This window comes from Rhodococcus aetherivorans, from assembly GCF_011058165.1.
In the GTDB taxonomy this organism is placed as follows: domain Bacteria; phylum Actinomycetota; class Actinomycetes; order Mycobacteriales; family Mycobacteriaceae; genus Rhodococcus; species Rhodococcus aetherivorans.
The window spans coordinates 18,973-36,190 of the sequence record NZ_JAALEG010000066.1; the positions used below are offsets into that span (position 1 = coordinate 18,973).

General features: G+C 71.4%; 17 protein-coding genes. 8 read left to right on the forward strand and 9 right to left on the reverse strand.

All coding sequences use genetic code 11. The features are described 5' to 3' along the window. Positions 1–8 precede the first annotated feature (8 nt). The 6 genes from G6039_RS21965 to G6039_RS21990 are packed head-to-tail and all read left to right on the forward strand — an operon-like array spanning position 9 to position 5,708. On the forward strand, positions 9–1,175 hold the full coding sequence (locus G6039_RS21965; protein WP_043798562.1) for an acyl-CoA dehydrogenase family protein: 1,167 nt from the start codon (positions 9–11) through the stop codon (positions 1,173–1,175). Beyond that, entirely contained in the window at positions 1,172–2,155 is a 984-nt protein-coding gene (locus tag G6039_RS21970) for a bifunctional MaoC family dehydratase N-terminal/OB-fold nucleic acid binding domain-containing protein (protein ID WP_043798559.1), read from the forward strand. Before G6039_RS21965 ends, G6039_RS21970 begins: the two co-directional genes overlap by 4 nt. Next, positions 2,156–3,268: an acyl-CoA dehydrogenase family protein gene (locus G6039_RS21975; RefSeq protein WP_043798557.1), complete on the forward strand. Its 1,113-nt coding sequence runs from the start codon at positions 2,156–2,158 to the stop codon at positions 3,266–3,268. Beyond that, positions 3,265–3,705: a MaoC family dehydratase gene (locus G6039_RS21980; protein ID WP_043798554.1), complete on the forward strand. Its 441-nt coding sequence runs from the start codon at positions 3,265–3,267 to the stop codon at positions 3,703–3,705. The genes G6039_RS21975 and G6039_RS21980 overlap by 4 nt, the downstream gene beginning before the upstream one ends. Next, complete coding sequence (locus G6039_RS21985) at positions 3,702–4,877, forward strand: lipid-transfer protein (RefSeq protein ID WP_043798551.1); 1,176 nt, start codon at positions 3,702–3,704, stop codon at positions 4,875–4,877. The genes G6039_RS21980 and G6039_RS21985 overlap by 4 nt, the downstream gene beginning before the upstream one ends. An 18-nt stretch (positions 4,878–4,895) precedes the next feature. Next, positions 4,896–5,708: a MaoC/PaaZ C-terminal domain-containing protein gene (locus G6039_RS21990; RefSeq protein WP_043798549.1), complete on the forward strand. Its 813-nt coding sequence runs from the start codon at positions 4,896–4,898 to the stop codon at positions 5,706–5,708. Between the two features lie 42 nt (positions 5,709–5,750). Here G6039_RS21990 and G6039_RS21995 read toward each other — a convergent pair whose 3' ends face one another. Beyond that, complete coding sequence (locus G6039_RS21995) at positions 5,751–6,527, reverse strand: SDR family oxidoreductase (protein ID WP_043798546.1); 777 nt, start codon at positions 6,525–6,527, stop codon at positions 5,751–5,753. 172 nt (positions 6,528–6,699) lie between these two features. Here G6039_RS21995 and G6039_RS22000 point away from each other — a divergent pair, with 172 nt between their 5' ends. Next, the gene (locus tag G6039_RS22000) at positions 6,700–7,461 is read left to right on the forward strand and encodes an SDR family NAD(P)-dependent oxidoreductase (protein WP_006935179.1); all 762 of its coding nucleotides are present in this window, start codon (positions 6,700–6,702) and stop codon (positions 7,459–7,461) included. 63 nt (positions 7,462–7,524) lie between these two features. Here G6039_RS22000 and G6039_RS22005 read toward each other — a convergent pair whose 3' ends face one another. The 5 genes from G6039_RS22005 to G6039_RS22025 all read right to left on the reverse strand — a co-directional run bounded on the left by G6039_RS22005 (position 7,525) and on the right by G6039_RS22025 (position 12,411). Next, positions 7,525–8,361, reverse strand: coding sequence for a mycofactocin-coupled SDR family oxidoreductase (locus tag G6039_RS22005; protein WP_043798722.1), 837 nt, complete (start codon positions 8,359–8,361; stop codon positions 7,525–7,527). Positions 8,362–8,468: 107 nt separating this feature from the next. Next, on the reverse strand, positions 8,469–8,837 hold the full coding sequence (locus G6039_RS22010) for a hypothetical protein (protein ID WP_043798543.1): 369 nt from the start codon (positions 8,835–8,837) through the stop codon (positions 8,469–8,471). Positions 8,838–8,916: 79 nt separating this feature from the next. Beyond that, positions 8,917–10,242: a type I glutamate--ammonia ligase gene (locus tag G6039_RS22015; protein ID WP_051446024.1), complete on the reverse strand. Its 1,326-nt coding sequence runs from the start codon at positions 10,240–10,242 to the stop codon at positions 8,917–8,919. 190 nt (positions 10,243–10,432) lie between these two features. Further along, the gene (locus G6039_RS22020; protein WP_043798542.1) at positions 10,433–11,449 is read right to left on the reverse strand and encodes an agmatine deiminase family protein; all 1,017 of its coding nucleotides are present in this window, start codon (positions 11,447–11,449) and stop codon (positions 10,433–10,435) included. Further along, positions 11,446–12,411, reverse strand: coding sequence for a nitrilase-related carbon-nitrogen hydrolase (locus G6039_RS22025; protein ID WP_043798540.1), 966 nt, complete (start codon positions 12,409–12,411; stop codon positions 11,446–11,448). The genes G6039_RS22020 and G6039_RS22025 overlap by 4 nt, the downstream gene beginning before the upstream one ends. 108 nt (positions 12,412–12,519) lie before the next feature. On the opposite strand from G6039_RS22025, the gene G6039_RS22030 reads away from it, so the two are divergent. Beyond that, a complete protein-coding gene (locus G6039_RS22030) occupies positions 12,520–13,131 on the forward strand; it encodes a TetR/AcrR family transcriptional regulator C-terminal domain-containing protein (RefSeq protein WP_006935187.1) in 612 nt (203 codons plus the stop codon). A gap of 43 nt (positions 13,132–13,174) precedes the next feature. On the opposite strand, the gene G6039_RS22035 is transcribed toward G6039_RS22030, so the two are convergent. The 3 genes from G6039_RS22035 to G6039_RS22045 all read right to left on the reverse strand — a co-directional run bounded on the left by G6039_RS22035 (position 13,175) and on the right by G6039_RS22045 (position 17,163). Beyond that, entirely contained in the window at positions 13,175–14,761 is a 1,587-nt protein-coding gene (locus tag G6039_RS22035) for an APC family permease (protein WP_043798538.1), read from the reverse strand. A 7-nt stretch (positions 14,762–14,768) separates the two neighbouring features. Then, on the reverse strand, positions 14,769–15,659 hold the full coding sequence (locus G6039_RS22040; RefSeq protein ID WP_043798536.1) for a universal stress protein: 891 nt from the start codon (positions 15,657–15,659) through the stop codon (positions 14,769–14,771). Between the two features lie 76 nt (positions 15,660–15,735). Continuing rightward, positions 15,736–17,163 carry a gamma-aminobutyraldehyde dehydrogenase gene (locus tag G6039_RS22045; protein ID WP_006935190.1) on the reverse strand — a complete coding sequence of 476 codons (1,428 nt, stop codon included), beginning with the start codon at positions 17,161–17,163 and terminating at the stop codon, positions 15,736–15,738. Positions 17,164–17,218 lie beyond the last annotated feature (55 nt).

Sequence of the window (17,218 nt, forward strand, 5' to 3'; positions counted from 1 at the left end):
GAATCGCGATGGATCTGAAGGAATCCCCGGAGCAGGTCGCGCTCAGGAAGGAGCTGCGCGCCTACTTCGCGTCGCTGCTGCCGGAGGACAAGCGCCGCCGTGCCGGTGAGCAGGGGGTGGGCGGCGAGCACTTCCGCGAGGTCGTCACGCTGCTCGGCAAGGACGGCTGGCTGGGGATCGGCTGGCCCACGGAGTACGGCGGGCAGGGCCGCTCCATCGAGGAACAGTTCGTGTTCTTCGACGAGGTGCAGCGGGCGGGCCTGCCCTTCCCGTTCGTCACCGTGAACACCGTCGGGCCGACCCTGATGAAATACGGCACGCAGGAACAGAAGGACCGCTTCCTGCCCGGCATCCTCTCCGGCGACATCGTCTTCGCGATCGGCTACACCGAACCGGAGGCCGGCACCGACCTGGCGTCGCTGAAGACCCGCGCGGTGCGCGACGGCGACGAGTGGGTGGTCGACGGCAACAAGATCTTCACCTCGGGCGCGAACACGGCCGACTACGTGTGGCTCGCGTGCCGCACCGACCCGGACGTCCCGAAGCACAAGGGCATCTCGATCCTCATCGTGCCGACCGACGCGCCCGGGTTCTCGTGGTCGCCGATCCACACCGTCGGGGGTCTCTCGGTCACCGCCACCTACTACAGCGGTATCCGAATCCCGGACCGGGACGTCGTCGGCGAGGTCGGCGGCGGCTGGCCGCTGATCACCGCGCAGCTCAACCACGAACGCATCGGCCTCGCCGCGATCGGCGGCCGCACCTACGGGCTGTGGCAGCAGGTGCTGGACTGGGCGAAGGAGAACGGCGCCATCGAGATTTCCTGGGTGCAGCAGGAGTTCGCTCGCACCCACGCCAAGCTCGAGGCGATGCGGCTGCTGAACTGGAAGATGACCGCCGCCGTCGCGGCCGACACCCTCTCCGGTGCCGACGCGGGCGCGACCAAGGTGTACGGCACGGAGACGCACGTCGACGTGTACCGGACGCTGCTGGGCATTCTCGGGGCCGCCGGCCGGATCCGCCCCGAGTCGCCGGGAGCCGTGCTCGCCGGACAGATCGAGCAGATCTCCCGTCAGGGCATGGTCAACACGTTCGGCGGCGGTGTCAACGAGGTCCTGCGCGACATGGTCGGCACGATGGGCCTGGGCCTGGTGCGGGAGAAGAGGGTCAAGTGAGCGAACTGCTGACCAGGCTGAGGGCGTTCGAGGGGCAGACCCTGACGCCGACGACGTGGGGCCCTGACGCGGTCAACACCCCGATGATCCGGCACTGGGTCGAGACGATGGGCGACACCAGCCCGATCTACCTCGACGACGCCGCCGCCCGCGCCACCGGCCGCGACGGTGCCGTCGCGCCCGCGCTCATGACGCAGGTGTGGACGATGCGCACCTTTACCGACAAGATGGCGAACAACGACCCGTCGCCGGTGTGGACCGACCTGATCGCCACGCTCGACGACGCCGGCTTCACGTCCGTCGTCGCGACGGACTCGGACTTCGAGTTCTTCGTCGAACTGCGCCCCGGCGAACGTGTTTCGCTCACCGAGGTGATCGAATCGATCTCCGAGGAGAAGAGGACCGGGCTCGGCGCGGGTCACTTCGTGACCACCCTCAAGACGTACCGCAACGGGGACGGCGCGGTCGTCGCCACCCAGCGCTGGCGCACCCTGCGCTTCCGGCCGAAGGACACGGCGCAGCCGGAGCCGAAGCGCGAGAGCTCGCCCGGCTCGGAATCCACCGTCCCGAAGGGTCTGCGCCCGCGTCCGGCGATCAACGCCGACAACGCCTTCTGGTTCGAGGCGGCCAGGGAGCACCGCCTGGTGATCCAGCGTTGCGCGGCGTGCGGCACGCTGCGGCATCCGACCGGGCCGATGTGCGGGCGGTGTCGTTCCCTCGAGTGGGACACCGTCGACGCGTCGGGCCGCGGCACCGTCTACAGCTTCGTCGTCAACCACCACCCGCGGATCCCCGGGTTCGAGTACCCGCTCGTCGTCGCGACGATCGAACTCGAGGAGGGCACCCGGCTGATCGCGAACATGACCGGTGTAGAACCGCACGAGGTCGAGATCGGCATGGCGGTGGAACTGGACTGGATCGACGCCGACCCCGAGTTGACGCTGCCCGCGTTCCGGCCGGCCGCACGGAAGGATTCGTAGATGGATTTCAACTTCAGCGAAGAGCAGGAAGCGATTCGCGGCCTCGCGCACGAGGTCTTCACCGGCAAGGCCGGCATCGATCGGGTCAAGCAGGTCGAGCTGAGCGACGAGCGCATCGACCGGCAGCTGTGGCGGGAGCTGGCCACGACGGGTCTGCTCGGCGTCGCGCTGCCCGAAGACCTCGGCGGCGGTGGGCTCGGCCTGGCGGAGCTGTACGTCCTGCTCGAGCAGCAGGGCCGGCACGTGGCGCCGGTGCCGATCTGGCAGTCGGTGCTCGCCGCGCTCGCCGTCGCCGAGTTCGGCACCGACGACCAGCGCACCGCGCTGGTGCCGGGTGTCGCCGACGGCAGCCGGTTCCTGACGATCGGTCTCGAGGAGTTCGGCCCCTACGTCCCCGGTGACCCGCAGACCACCGCCACGGAGGCCGGCGGCCGGTGGGCCCTGACCGGTGCGAAGGCCGTCGTCCCCGTCACCCACGTCGCGTCCCGCGCGATCGTCTCGGCCACCACCCCGGCCGGTGCCGCGCTGTTCGTCGTCGATCTCGCCGGCGCGGGCGTCTCCGTCGGGCAGACGCACTCGACCACCTGGGAGATCTGCGGCAACGTCACGTTCGACTCGGCTCCCGCCGAGCTGCTCGGGCCCACGGACGGCACCGCCGCGCAGTGGCTGCTCGACCGCGTCGAGCTCGCGCTCGCCGCGATCCAGCTCGGTGTCGGCTCGGGTGCCGTCCAGCAGGCCGTCACCTACCTCAACGGGCGCATGCAGTTCGGACGTCCGCTCGCGACGTTCCAGGCCGTGGGCCACCAGCTGGCCGACTGCTACATCGACCTCGAGGCGATGCGCGTGACGCTGTGGCAGGCCGCGTGGCTGCTCGCCGAGGGACAGGACCCCGGCACCTCGGTGCTCGTCGCGAAGTGGTGGGCCACCGACGGCGGCCAGCGCGTCGTGCACCGCACCACGCACGTGCACGGCGGCATGGGCGTCGACACCGACTATCCGGTGCATCGGCACTTGTTGTGGGGCAAGCAGATCGGCGCCACCCTCGGTGGCTCCGCGTCGGATCTGGCGCGCCTGGGCGCCCAGCTCGCCGCCGGCGTCGAGGTGGTCGCGTGACCGCCACCGTGTCCACGGGCCGCAGCTACGACGACATCGAGATCGGCGAGGCACTGCCCGAACTCGCGATCCCGCTCACCCGCACACTGATCGTCGCGACCGCCCTCGCGACCCGCGACTTCCAGGATGTCCACCACGACCCCGAGCTGGCGCGCGAGCGCGGTTCGAAGGACGTGTTCATGAACATCCTCACCAGCAACGGGCTGGTGGGCCGGTTCGTCACGGACTGGTCCGGTCCGTGCGCCGTCGTGCGGCGGGTGAAGATCCGTCTGGGCGCACCGAACTACCCCGGGGACACCATGACGATTACCGGCGAGGTGGTCGGCAAGTCCGACGGCCTCGTCGAGGTCCGCGTCCGCGGCGCCAACAGCCTCGGCGACCACGCCACCGGCACTGTCACGATCGCCTTCACCGACCGGCCGGGAGGAACCCGATGACCAGCCCGCTCTCCGGTGCCGCCGCGATCGTCGGCATCGGCGCCACCGAGTTCTCCAAGAAGTCCGGCCGCTCGGAGCTGCAGCTCGCGTGCGAGGCCGTCGTCGCCGCGCTGGCCGACGCCGGCATCGACCCGTCCGAGGTCGACGGACTGGCCACCTACACGATGGAGACCAACGGCGAGATCCTCGTCGCCCGCAACTGCGGGCTCGGGGAACTGAAGTTCTTCTCCCGCATCGGCTACGGCGGCGGGGCGGCGTGCGCGACGGTGCAGCAGGCCGCGATGGCCGTCGCGACGGGCGTCGCCGAGGTCGTCGTGGTCTACCGCGCGTTCAACGAACGTTCCGGTATCCGGTTCGGTCTCGGCCAGCACGACCGGCCGATGGATTCGACCGCCGACCGCGCCGCCTACGCGTGGCTGACCCCGCAGGGGCTGGCGACGCCCGCTCAGTGGGTCGCGATGTTCGCCCGCCGCTACATGCACCAGTACGGTGCCACGAGTGAGGATTTCGGTCGGGTTGCCGTCGTCGCCCGCAAGCACGCCGCGAACAATCCGGCCGCGTGGTTCCACGGCAAGCCCATCACGCTCGCGGACCATCAGAACTCGCGGTGGATCGCCGAGCCGCTGCACCTGCTCGACTGCTGCCAGGAGACCGACGGCGGTCAGGCCCTCGTCGTCGTCTCGGCGGAACGCGCCCGGGACCTGCGGCACCGGCCCGTGCTCGTCAAGGGCGCCGCGCAGGGCTCCGGTAAGGACCAGCACATGATGACCAGCTACTACCGTCCGGACATCACCGGCGTCCCCGAGATGGGACTGGTGGGCCGCCAGCTCTACGGCCAGAGCGGACTGAGTCCGGACCACATCGACGCGGCGATCCTCTACGACCACTTCACCCCGCTGGTGCTGCCGCAGCTCGAGGAACTCGGCTTCTGTGGCGTCGGCGAGGCCAGGGACTTCGTCCGCGAGGGCAACCTCGAGATCGGGGGCCGGCTGCCGAGCAACACCCACGGCGGCCAGGTCGGCGAGGCGTATCTGCACGGTGTCAACGGCATCGCCGAGGCGGTCCGCCTGGTGCGCGGCACCTCCACCAATCAACCCGACGGCGTCGAGAACGTGATCGTCACGGCGGGAACCGCGGTTCCCACGTCCGGACTGATCCTCGGTGCCGCCTGATCCCGGAAGGATTCGACAATGACGGCAGTGGAGCAGAAGGCCGGCGCGTGGCGCGGAGCCGACCTGGGCACCCGCACGGTGGCCTACGACGAGCGCGACGCGATCCTCTACGCGCTCGCCGTCGGCGCCCAGCCCGCCACCGACCTGGACCTGGTGCTCGAGGACCGGCTGCGGGTGCTGCCGACGTTCGCGCTGACCCTGGCCCAGTGGGCACCGGACGAGCTGGGCTCGCGCGGCGCGTTCGACACGACGACGGCGCTGCACGGCTCGCAGGAGCTGACCGTGCTGGCCCCGCTGCCGCGTCGCGGTGAGGTGGAGCTGCGGGCGTCGGTGGGCGAGGTGTGGGACAAGGGGGCCGCGGCCGTGTTCGAGGTCCGCGTCGAGTGCGAGTACTTCGTCGCGACGTGGTCGATCTTCGCGCCCGGCGCGGGTGGTTTCGGGGGCGAGCGCGGCCCGTCGAAGCCGGCGGCGCCGCAGGGCGAGCCGGAGCTGACCGGGGAACTGGCCACGGCCGCGAACCAGGCCGCGCTGTACCGGCTCACCGGCGACCGGCACCACATCCACATCGATCCGGAGGCGGCCGCGCGGATCGGTCAGCCGCGCCCGATCATGCACGGGCTGTGCACCCTGGCGGCGGTGACCCTGCCCCTGGCCCGGCTCCTCGGGGCGCATCCGGCGGACCTGACCGAACTGCAGGGCCGCTTCGCGGCGCCGGTGTTCCCCGGCGACGTCGCCGTGCTGCGGGTGTGGGGCGGACGCGACGACGCCGTGTTCGAGGTGGCCGCGGACGGGCAGGCCGTGATCTCGGGGGCGCGCGCGTCGTTCGCGTGAGGTCGTGGACCGGTGCCCGGCTGCCGGGCACCGGTCCACGCGTCACTTGCCGTGCAGGGCCATGTAGCGGGCCGGGTACTCGCCGCCGCCGTGGACCGCCAGGTCGGCGCCGTTGACGTAGGACGCGAGGTCGCTGCCGAGGAACAGGCAGGCGCGCGCGATGTCCGACGGGACGGCCATCCGCTCCATCGGCAGGGTGCGGGTCACCGCGGCGCCGCCGTCGTCGCCGTAGACCGAGGCCGCGGCCTCGGTGCGGATCAGGCCGGTGGTGATGTGGTTGACCCGCACCTTCGGTGCCCATTCGAGGGCGAGGGCCTTGGTCAGGCCCAGCAGGCCGGCCTTTGCGGCGGTGTACGCGGCGGTGCCGGGCTGCGGATCGTGTGCCGAGACGCTGCCGATGTTGATGATCGAGCCGCCCCCGGGCCGCTCCTGCATCACCCGGTTGGCCGCCTGCGCCGCGTAGAACGGGGCGAGCAGGTTCAGCGCGACGATCTTCTCCACGAAGCGCGGGGAGACGGTGGCGGCGTCGGAGTCCGGTGACCCGCCGGCATTGTTGACCAGCACGTCGAGCCGGCCGAACCGGGCGACGGCGTCCTCGACCAGGGCGGCCACGTCGGCGGGGTCGCGCACGTCGACGGCCCGGAACGCCGCGCTCCGCCCGCCGGCCGAGGGCAGGGACCCGGGCTCGTTGCGGGCGCATACCAGGACGTCGGCGCCCGCGGCGAGGAAGTGTTCGGCGACGACGAAGCCGATGCCCTTGGTGCCGCCGGTGACGATCACGGCGCGTCCGGTGTGGTCGACGGGATTGGGAAGGTGCACGTGGCTACCTTTCTGGAACTCGGGTCGGTTCGAGACTGCTTGCAGTCGCGCGCCTTTCGTGGACGCGAGCGGGAACCGACGTGGACAAGCAAGTGCTTGGTCAAGGATAGTGGACGGGACGCCTGGGGCACCAGGATTTCCGTAGTGGCGAGAGAACCGGGAGCAGGGACACATGGGCAAGCTGGACGGCAAGGTCGCGCTCATCACGGGCGCGGGACAGGGGATCGGACGGGGCATCGCCCTCGCGCTCGCCAAGGAGGGGGTGCACATCGCGGCCGCCGGCCGCACCGAATCCAAGGTGGTCGCGACGGCCGAGGCGATCGAGGAACTCGGCGGCAAGGCGCTGGCGTTGCGCTGCGACGTGAGCAGCGCCGACGACGTCGACGCGGCGGTGCAGCGCACCGTGACGCATTTCGGCGGCGTGGACATCCTGGTCAACAACGCCAACGACTGCCGGCCCGGCCCGCTGCTGTCGTTCACCGACGCCGAGTACGAGCGGTCCTTCGCCACCGGCCCGCTCGCGACGCTGCGGCTGATGCGGGCCTGCTACCCGGTGATGAAGGAGCGCGGGGGCGGCTCGATCGTCAACCTCGTCACGTCGGCGGCGGTCCGCTGGGACGCGAGCAACTACGGCGTCTACGGGTCGATCAAGGAGGGCATGCGGTCGCTGACCCGCGCCGCGGCCTGCGAGTGGGGAGTCGACGGGATCCGCGTCAACGCCATTGCACCACACGCGATGTCGCCGGGACTCGAGGCCTGGATGGCGCGCAACCCGGAGGAGGCGGAGGAGTTCCGCGCGGGAATCCCGTTGCGCCGCATCGGCGACCCCGAGACCGACATCGGGCGGGCGGTGGTCTTCCTAGTCGGCGAGGATGCGGGGTATCTCACCGGCGCGACGATCCCCCTCGACGGCGGCCAGTCGCGCTGGGGCTGACGCCCCCGGTGCGTCCTTTGGGCTGCCCTGGCGGCCCAAAGGACGCACCGGCGCCGCAGGCGCCTATCCGGTGACCCGTCCGGCGTTGCCGGCGTCGACCGGCAGCACGGTGCCGCTGATGTGGGCGCTCGCCTCGGCGGCGAAGAACAGCACCACGCGGGTGATCTCCGCCGGTTCGAGCCACGGCACCGGCTGCGCGTGCAGGCTCTGGAAGATCGGGGCCACGTCGTCGGCGCCGGGATGCTCGAGATCCGGGCGCATCAGGCCGTAGAGGAAGTCGTTGTGGATCATCGGTGTCGAGATGTTCCCGGGGGCAATCGCATTCACCGTGACACCGTGCGGCGCCAGATCCAGCGCGGCGCTCTTGGTCAGGCCGATCACGCCCCACTTCGATGCGCTGTACGCCGCCATGTTGGTGTTGCCCGCGCGGCCGAGCATCGACGAGATCGTCACGATCCGCCCGTAGCCGCGCGCGACCATGCCGGGCGCCACCGCACCGACGGTGTTGAAGACACCGGTCAGATTCGAGCCGATCGCCTCCGCCCACTGCGCCTCGGTCATCGCCTGGATCGGGGCGGCCACCGACACGCCCGCGTTCGCCACCGCGATGTCGATCCGCCCGAACTCGGCGTGCGCCTGCGCCACGAGTTCGTCCATTGCCGGGCGGTCCGCGGTGTCCAGCTTCGCGGTCAGGCACCGGCGCCCGGTGGCGCGCACCGCCGCCGCGGTCTCCTCCAGATCCGCCTCCGTGGCCAGCGGGTACGGCACCACCGGGCTGTCGGCGCACCGGTCGCACAGCACGATGTCGGCGCCGCGCTCGGCCAGCGCCACCGCGTGGCTGCGGCCCTGGCCCCGCGCCCCGCCCGTGATCAGCGCGACCCGGCCTTCGAACTCACTCATCGAATCCACTCCTGTCCTCCTCGGTCAGCAGGTCGATGCTCCAGCCCCGGCGGGCCCGCAGGGGTGCGGCGATCCCGCTCAGCGGGAAAAGGGCAGGCCGCGGGCCGTCACACCACCGCTGCGGCGGGCACCAGCGCGGCGCCCAGGCCGGACGGCGCGTAGTTCGGCCGGTACGACGGCTGGGGCCGGTTCCCCGCGACGAGCAGCGCGACGACGACGAACGCGATCGCCAGCACGAGCGCGAGCGCGCCGACGATCGACCAGAAATCCGGCCGCAACGACCGTCGGCGGGGTTCGTCGCCGTAGGTGAGCCGCTTGACGCGCCGGACCTCGGCGGCGGGCGGGGCGGAGTGGGCGGCCGCCGCGTGCCGGGACGCCGGCGGGCGGACCGGCTCCACCGCGGAATCGCCCGGCGTGAGCACCTGTGCGATGGGCTGTGTGATCGCCTGGGGGTCCACCGACTCGAGGTTGTGCATGGCCGTCCGTTCTCTCCATTGCCGACGGCCGTGAATCGCCGATTCGGAGACGTCCGTTACCTCGATCGTCGCGACACGGTCAGTCGGTCCACGCGAAGCGGAACCGTTCCGCGAGTTCGGCGGGCGGCCGCGAGCGGTACTCCCCGAACTCGTAGCGTTTCACGGCGAGCAGGGCCTCCATGATCGACGGTCCGAACAGGCGCTGCGCGAGGCCGGAGGACCCGAGCGCGGCGAGCACGCCGTCGGGGTCCGTCGGCAGGACGCGGACCCCGAGTTCGGCGCGTTCGGCATCGGTCATCCGGCCCGGATCGACCGGGATCTCCGGCGGAACCGGGAGTGCGTCGGTGAGACCGGCGTGGGCCGCCCCGAGGATCGCCGCGCCGGCGAGGTAGGGGTTGGCCGACGGGTCCACGGGCTTGACCTCGAGGTGGGCGCCGTAGGGGCTCCCGGGCGTGAGCGCGCACAGCCGCAGCGCGGCCTCACGGTTCTCGAGCCCCCAGCAGCACCACGCGCCGGACCACATGCCCGGCTGCAGCCGCAGATGCGAGAGCACGGACCCGGTGAGGACCGCCCCGAACTCGGGCAGCGCGCGCACGATGCCGGCGACGACGCTGCCGCCCGCCGCAGTCACCCCGTGCGGGCCGTCGCCGCCGGACAGGAGCGGCCGCCCCTCGCGGGTGAAGGACACGTGGACGTGGGCCCCGTTGCCCGCCCCGCCGACGACGGGGACGGGGGAGAACGACGCCCGCAGACCGTGCCGCCGGGCGGTGCGGCTGATCAGGATGCGTGCGAGCACCAGGTTGTCGACCGACTCCACGGGGGCTGCCGGAGACAGGGAGAGTTCGAACTGCTGCGCGCCCGCCTCGGCGTGAATCTGGTCGATGCCCAGACCCGCCTGCGCGGCCGCGTGCAACAGATCCGCGACGAACGGGTCCCGCCCGAGGACGGCACCGAGACCGTATGCGGACCATTCGCTGCGCCCGCCGTCGAAGAGCGTGAACTCGATCTCGTGCCCTGCCCGGGCCTGCACGCCGGCCGCGGCGAGCTCCTCGACGACGCGTTCGAGCGCTGCGCGCGTGCACAACGGTGACCGCGTCCCGTCCTGCTCGTACAGGCCGGCCGGCGCCCACCGGACGCCGTCCCCGACGGGCCGGAGCCGGTCGCGGTCGATCCGCAGCCGAAGATCGCCCGTCACCGACAGTGACGGCGTGAACGCCAGGTGGTCGTCGACGCAGAAGACCGCCCAGCTCGGCGACGCGCCCGCGCCCGACTCGACGAACGACGTAAGCCTGTGTCCGGGAAACACCTTCGCCCGCGAGATGCCGGTCGAATCGACGACCGAGCCGACGATGCGCTCCTCGCGGGCGCGTTCGCCCGTCACGGGGTCGAAGCGTTCCTCCGTCACGGCGGCGAAGCGTTCCTCCGTCACGGGGTCGAAGCGTTCCTCCGTCACAGGGACCTCCCGCCCGCGCCGTCGGCCACCGGCGGCATCGCCGGGCACGAGGACGCCGGGCACAAGGACACAGTAGAGGCGAGGTCGGGTCACGGGGACCGTCTTCGCCGACACAGGGCCGTGCCGGCGAAGACGGGCGTCCTCACCGCGGCTGATGCTGGGTGATGCAGTGGATGCCGCCGCCGCGGCGGAAGAGCGGCCGGGCCTCCACTCCCACGACGCGACGGCCGGGATACGCGGCCGCCAGGATCTCCGCGGCCTCGTCGTCGGCGGGGTCGCCGAAGCGGCAGGCGATCACCCCACCATTGACGACGTAGTGGTTGATGTAGCTGTAATCCACCCAGCCCTCGTCGTCGCGGACCGTCGCCGGGGCCGGCACCCGGACGATGCGCCACGGCTCGCCGCGCACGTCCGCCGTGTGCTGCAGCCGCTCGACGATCAGCGCGGTGACGTCGAAATCCGGGTGGTCCCGGTTGCGCTGGTCGTGGACGAGGACCACACCCGGGGACGCGATCGCGGCGACGATGTCGACGTGACCGCGGGTGCCGTAGCGCTCCTGGTCCCGCGTCAGCCCGCGCGGGAGCCAGATCGCGCAGGTCGCGCCGATGGTGCGCCGCAGTTCCGCTTCGACCGCGGCCTTGTCGAGGTGCGGGTTGCGCCCGGGGTCGAGCTGGACGGTCTCGGTGAGCAGGACGGTGCCGAGACCGTCCACCTGCATGCCACCGCCCTCGTTGACGAGTGTCGACGCGACCCGTTCCACGCCGGCCCGCTCGAGGACGAACGACGCGATCCGGGCGTCGTGGTCCCACCGGGCCCAGTCCTGCGCGCCCCAGCCGTTGAACACCCAGTCGACCCCGCCGCACCGGCCGTCGTCGTCGAGGACGAAGGTCGGCCCGATGTCGCGCATCCAGGCGTCGTTCAGCGGGGCCTCGACGAGTTCCACGTCGCGGGACAGGTACCGGCGGGCCGCGTCGACCTGGCCGGGATCGGCCACCACGGTGACCGGTTCGAACTCTGCGACGGCGTGCGCGACCGCGGCCCACGTGGCGCGGGCCTCGTGGTGCTCCTCCGCGTTGTCGCCCAGCGAATATCCCTCGGTGGGGAAGGCCATCCACGTGCGCGCGTGCGGTTCGCTCTCCGCGGGCATGCGCCAGGTCATCGCGTGGCTCCGAAGGGTGCGTGCGCGTCCACCGGTGCGGTCAGCGAGCCGTAGGTGTCCGGGCGGCGGGTGCTCAGGAACGGGAACAGCGACAACCAGTCCCGGCGCTGCGCGAGGTCGAGATCGGCCACCAGCACGGCGGATTCGTCGCGCGGAGCTTGCACCAGGATGCGCCCGTAGGGATCGGAGATGAACGAGGAGCCGTAGAAGGTGATGGCTCCCTCGCAGCCGTGCCGGTTCGGCACGATCATGAACGTGCCGTTGGCGATGCCGTTTCCGACGATCACCTGCTGCCACAGCGGGCGGGTGTCGAACTCGGGGTGGTCGGGCTCGGAGCCGATCGCCGTCGGGTAGACCAGGATCTCGGCCCCGGCGAGCGAGTACGCCCGCGCCACCTCCGGGAACCACTCGTCCCAGCAGGTCGGCATGCCGATGCGGGCGCCGTCGAGGCCGTCGGGGGTGTGGACGGGATACGGGTCACCGGCCGGACCGCCCCGGAAGTAGGTGTCCTCGTAGTATCCGGCGGTCACGGGGATGTGCAGTTTCCGGGTCCGGGCCACCGGTTCGCCGGCGGGGGAGACGAGGACGGCGGTGTTGTAGCCGAGGCCGTCGGGTGCGTCGGCGCGTTCGTAGAGGGACGCGTGTACGAACACACCGTGGGCGGACGCGGCGGCCGCGGCGAAGGCGACGGTCGGGCCGGTCCGCAGGTCCTCGGCGGTCCGGGCGGCGTCGGCGCCGCCGGGCGTGTCGGCCGGGTAGCGGCTCAACGTGAGTTCGGGCAGGAACACGACGCGCGCGCCGAGTCCGGCGGCGCGGGCGATGCCCTCGGTGAGTTCGGCGTGCAACGCCCGCTCGTCGTCGTGCCAGCGGTGCTGAACCAGTCCGACGCGCAGCGGCGGCCGATCGGGGGCGTCGACCCGGCACAGCGAGTCGGGCGGCGTGGTGGCGGTGATAGTGAGCATGGGAAGTCCTCGGCTCGATCCGGGGGGATAAAACGAATTTGATTCGTTAAGTATGGTGGACGAGCGCGTCCCGGGCAAGAGCCCACGACGATTTCGAGGAGTATTCGTATGCCACGACCGCCGAAGCGGCTGCTGTCGCCCGAGATCATCACGGACGCAGCGATTCACATGGTGGATACGGCGGGCGACTTCACCATGCCGGGATTGGCCGAGCGGCTGAAGGTGCGGCCGTCGTCGCTGTACAACCACGTGTCGGGACGCGCCGAGATCGTCGAGGCCATGCGGGCGCGCATCATGTCCACCATCGTCGTGGGCGAACCGGCCGGCGACTGGTCCGAGACGGTCGCCGGCCTCGCCCGCGAGTACCGTCGCGCCTACGCCGCGCATCCGCGGCTGATCCCGTTGTTCACCGCGCAGACCGTGCAGTCGCCGGTCGCGTTCGGGCTCTACAACGCTCTCGCGCAGGCCTTCACGGATGCCGGATTCACGCCCGCGCACGTGCTGCATGCCATCACCACCGTGGACAGCTTCGTCCTCGGCTCGGCGCTCGACCTCGCCGCGCCCGAGGTGGTGTGGGCGAACGTCCCCGAAACCGGCGACGCGATGCGCGCCGCGCTGCAGACCGCCTGCCCGAATCCGCAACGGGCCGACGCCGCCTTCGAATTCGGCCTGCGCGCACTGGTGGCCGGCCTGGTCGCCCAGACGCCGGCCGGGGCCTGAACGGCCCGGCCGGCGTCGGCGCGGTGGTCGGTGCGGTCCGGGTTCAACCGCGGTCGGTGGTGAACACGTCCGTCTCCCCGGTGAGCGCGGCGGTGCTGCGCGTGAGGGTCTCCCCGCGGAAGAACTGCGGATTGCGCACCCGCATCACCAGCATCAGGACCGCGCCGAGCAGCAGGATGCCGAAGCCGAGGAAGAACACCAGCCCGACGCCGCCGATCTCGGCGCCGCTGCCGTTGTCGGGATTCATGCTCTCGCCCACCGAGATCGCGAAGACAGCGGCGAGCATTATCCCGCCCGACAGGGGGAAGACGAACCGGAACACGGCGTTGCGGGCACTGGTGAACAGACGTCCGCGGAAGTACCACACGCACGCGAACGCGGTGATCCCGTAGTACCAGCAGATCATGATGCCCAGCGCGGCGATGGTGTCCAGGAGGGTGCGTTCGGACAGGAACGTCACGCCGGCGTAGAACACCGCGGTGACGACCCCCGCGACGACCGTCGCGTACGAGGGCACAAGAAAGCGGGGATGCACCGCGGCCAGCCGGCGCGGGAACGCGCCGTAGGCACCCATCGCGAGCATCGTCCGCGCCGCCGGCAGGAAGGTGGTCTGCAGGCTCGCCACCGACGAGACGAAGATGGCGAGGAAGAGCAGCAGACCACCCCACTGGCCCAGGACGGGATCGGCGAGGGCGCCGAAGATGTTCTCGGAGTTGTCGGGATTGCCCAGCCCGAGACCCGTCGTACCGACACCGGCATACATCATCGCCGCGACCGACACCAGCAGGTAGGTCAGCAGGATCGTCGCCACGCACAACAGGCCGGCCCGGCCCGGGGTCTTCTTGGGGTCCCGGGACTCCTCCCCGAGGGTGAGGCACGTGTCCCACCCCCAGAACGCGAAGATCGAACCGGTCACGCCGATCACGAAGGCGCCGATCGCAAGCCCGTGGAAGGGGTCGAACCAGGCGGCGTCGAGCGACAGCCCGGCGGGCGCGTCGCCCGCGCCGACGTGCACGAGTGCCGCGACCGCGAACGCGAGCAGGAGCACCATCTGGAAGCCGACGAGCGCGTACTGGACGCGTTCGCTCGTGGTGATGCCGCGGCTCGCGATCCATGTCGCGATCGCGATGAACACCAGGGTGGTGCCCACGTTGACGAACTTGTTCCCGGGAAGATCTGCGATCGCGGAGTCTCCGGTGATGCGGGCGAGGAACAGGTAGAAGAACTGGACGGCGATCGCGGCCAGGTTGGACAGCACGATGATCGTCGCGATCACCATGCCCCAGCCGCACATCCACCCGACGTACGGGCCGAAGGCCTTCGTCGACCACGTGAACGACGCCCCGCAGTCCGGTGATTCGGAATTGAGTTCGCGATAGGCGTACGCCGTGAGGAACATCGGGATGAACCCGGCGATGAAGATCGCCGGCATCTTCAGCCCGACGGCCGCGACGATCAGGCCGATGCTCGCCGTCAGCGTGTAGCCCGGCGCGACGGACGAGATGCCCAGGACGGCGCCGGCGAACGTGCCGATCCTGCCGGCGGCCAGGCCCTTCGGCACGACGCCGTCGCCGGGGGTGATCACCGGGTCGGCCTCTCGAACCCGGGTGGGAGGAAGCGAATTCGTCATGGCGGGCCTACTCACTGTTCTCGGGGTCGTGGGCGGGAACGACGACCATGGGCACCGGAACGACCCGCAGCATCTTCGCTGCCGTCGAACCCAGGAAGAGCCGGTGCGGCTGGGCGAGCCGGCTCGAGCCGACCATCACCACGTCGCCGTCGCGCCACTCCAGCGTGGCCACCGCCGATTCGACGGTCGCACCGTCCGCGACGAGGGAGGCGACCGGGAAGTCGTCGGGGAGCTGGGCGCGTGCGGTGTCCAGGACGCACCGGGCATGTGCCCGCGCCGCTTCGAGCACGTGCTCGTGGGACGGATGTGCGCCGCGCCCGACCCCGTGCGGATCGAACGCGACGAGCGAGACGAGCCGCAGCGGCGTGCGCATGTGCTCGCAGGCGCGCACCGCGGTCCGGAGCAGGACGTCCGCTCCGGTGCGGGTGCCCAGTGCGCACGTGACCTCGCGGATCCGGGGGGCGGCGGAGTGCCGGAATCCCCGCGGTGCCAGGGCCAGCGGCACGGGCGCGGAATGCAACAGCTCGGACGACACCGTGCCGATGGAGTGCCGGCCGAGGAGCCCGTCGCCCGCGGCACCGACGACGACGGCGCGGGCGCCGAGCCGCGCCACCTCGTCGAGCAGGCCCTGCGCGAAGGACTCGTGAAAGCTCAGGTGGGTATGTGCCCGCACGTCGTCGGGCACCGTGGCCGCCGCCTGGGCGAGCCACGCTTCGCCCGTTCCGGCGAGGACGTCCTCGTACCCGGGCTCGGTGGGTGCCCGGGAGGGCACCGGGCGATCCGGGGGCAGGACCATACAGATGTCGAGTTCGGCGCCCAGGCTGCGGGCCAGCTGGACGCCGAGCGCCAGCCCGTCCGCGCCGCTGGGGGTGGCGAGGTATCCGACAACCAGTCTCATGGGAATCCGATCCGGTAGGGAAGCCGGAGCCGGGGTGATGCCGGCTCCGGCGACGGCGCGGTGGGGCCGCGGAAGGTCAGTCGTGGGTGCTCATCACGTGCTTGATGCGGGTGTAGTCCTCGACGCTGTAGGCGGAGAGGTCCTTGCCGTAGCCGGAGTGCTTGAACCCGCCGTGCGGCATCTCCGCGACGAGCGGGATGTGGCAGTTGATCCACACCGCCCCGAAGTCCAGCGCGGCGGACAGGCGCTGGGTGCGCCCGTGGTCGCGGGTCCACACGCTCGCGGCGAGCCCATAGCGGACGTCGTTGGCCAGGGCGACGGCCTCGTCCTCGGTGGCGAAGGACTGCACCGTCAGAATCGGGCCGAACGTCTCGTCCTGCACGATGGGGTCGTGCTGGTCCACGCCGGTGACGATCGTCGGCTCGAAGAAGAAGCCCTTCTCGCCGGCGCGCGTGCCGCCGGTGACGATCGTCGCCGAGGCGGGCAGGGCGGCGATCTTGTCGGTGACGCGCTGGAAGTGCTGGGCGTTGTTGAGCGGGCCGTAGAAGGCGTCGGGGTCGTCGGGCCGGCCCGGTCGCAGCTGCTCGGCCTGCCGCGCCAGCGCGTCGACGAGATCGTCGTGGACGGACTCGTGGACCAGTACCCGGGTGGCGGCCGTGCAGTCCTGGCCACCGTTGAAGAAGGCGGCCGCCGCGACGGCCTCGGCGGTCTTGGCCACGTCGGCGTCGTCGAACACCAGGACGGGGGCCTTGCCGCCGAGTTCGAGGTGGGCGCGCTTGAGCTGCCGGGCCGCGGAGACCGCCACCTCGATGCCGGCGCGGACCGAGCCGGTGATCGACACCAGGCCGAGTGCGGGATGTTCGACGAGGGCGGCCCCGGTGGCGGCGTTGCCGAGCACGACGTTGAAGACACCGTCGGGCAGGATGCCCTGGGTCAGGCGGGCCAGCACCAGCGTGCTGTCCGGGGTGGTGTCGCTGGGCTTGAGCACGATCGTGTTGCCGGCGGCGAGCGCGGGACCGATCTTCCACAGCGCCATCATCAGCGGGTAGTTCCACGGCGTGACCTGGCCGACCACACCGATCGGCTCGCGCCGCACGTAGGAGGTGTGGCCCTCCATGTACTCACCGGCCGCCTTGCCCTCGAGCAGGCGGGCCGCGCCGGCGAAGAAGCGCAGCTGATCCGCGCCGACCTTGACCTCCTCGTCCGCGATCATGGACTTCGGCTGGCCGGTGTTGCGGCACTCGGCCTCGACGAGTTCGTCGCAGTGCTCCTCGAGGGCGTCGGCGAGCTTCAGCAGCGCCGCCTGGCGTTCCTTGGGGGTGGTCCTGCCCCAGCTCCGGAACGCGCGCTGCGCGGCCGCCACCGCGGCGTCGACGTCGGCGGCGGTCGACACCGGGATCGAGCCCACGAGGGACTCGTCGACCGGGTCGATCAGCGGCAGGGATTCCGTGGCCGTCGAGGGCACGAACGCGCCGTCGATGTAGTTCTCGCGGATGTCGGTCATGGGGGTCCTCTCGGAAGCTGTCTCTTATACACCTCTGACGCTGCCGCCGAATGGC

Coding starts and splice junctions, on each gene's coding strand:
- G6039_RS22010 (WP_043798543.1), bottom strand. CDS start 8,837: ATGCACAACCTCGAGTCGGTGGACCCCCAGGCGATCACACAGCCCATC.
- G6039_RS21975 (WP_043798557.1), top strand. CDS start 2,156: ATGGATTTCAACTTCAGCGAAGAGCAGGAAGCGATTCGCGGCCTCGCG.
- G6039_RS22040 (WP_043798536.1), bottom strand. CDS start 15,659: ATGAGACTGGTTGTCGGATACCTCGCCACCCCCAGCGGCGCGGACGGG.
- G6039_RS22005 (WP_043798722.1), bottom strand. CDS start 8,361: ATGAGTGAGTTCGAAGGCCGGGTCGCGCTGATCACGGGCGGGGCGCGG.
- G6039_RS21985 (WP_043798551.1), top strand. CDS start 3,702: ATGACCAGCCCGCTCTCCGGTGCCGCCGCGATCGTCGGCATCGGCGCC.
- G6039_RS22000 (WP_006935179.1), top strand. CDS start 6,700: ATGGGCAAGCTGGACGGCAAGGTCGCGCTCATCACGGGCGCGGGACAG.
- G6039_RS22025 (WP_043798540.1), bottom strand. CDS start 12,411: ATGCTCACTATCACCGCCACCACGCCGCCCGACTCGCTGTGCCGGGTC.
- G6039_RS22035 (WP_043798538.1), bottom strand. CDS start 14,761: ATGACGAATTCGCTTCCTCCCACCCGGGTTCGAGAGGCCGACCCGGTG.
- G6039_RS22030 (WP_006935187.1), top strand. CDS start 12,520: ATGCCACGACCGCCGAAGCGGCTGCTGTCGCCCGAGATCATCACGGAC.
- G6039_RS22020 (WP_043798542.1), bottom strand. CDS start 11,449: ATGACCTGGCGCATGCCCGCGGAGAGCGAACCGCACGCGCGCACGTGG.
- G6039_RS22045 (WP_006935190.1), bottom strand. CDS start 17,163: ATGACCGACATCCGCGAGAACTACATCGACGGCGCGTTCGTGCCCTCG.
- G6039_RS21990 (WP_043798549.1), top strand. CDS start 4,896: ATGACGGCAGTGGAGCAGAAGGCCGGCGCGTGGCGCGGAGCCGACCTG.
- G6039_RS21965 (WP_043798562.1), top strand. CDS start 9: ATGGATCTGAAGGAATCCCCGGAGCAGGTCGCGCTCAGGAAGGAGCTG.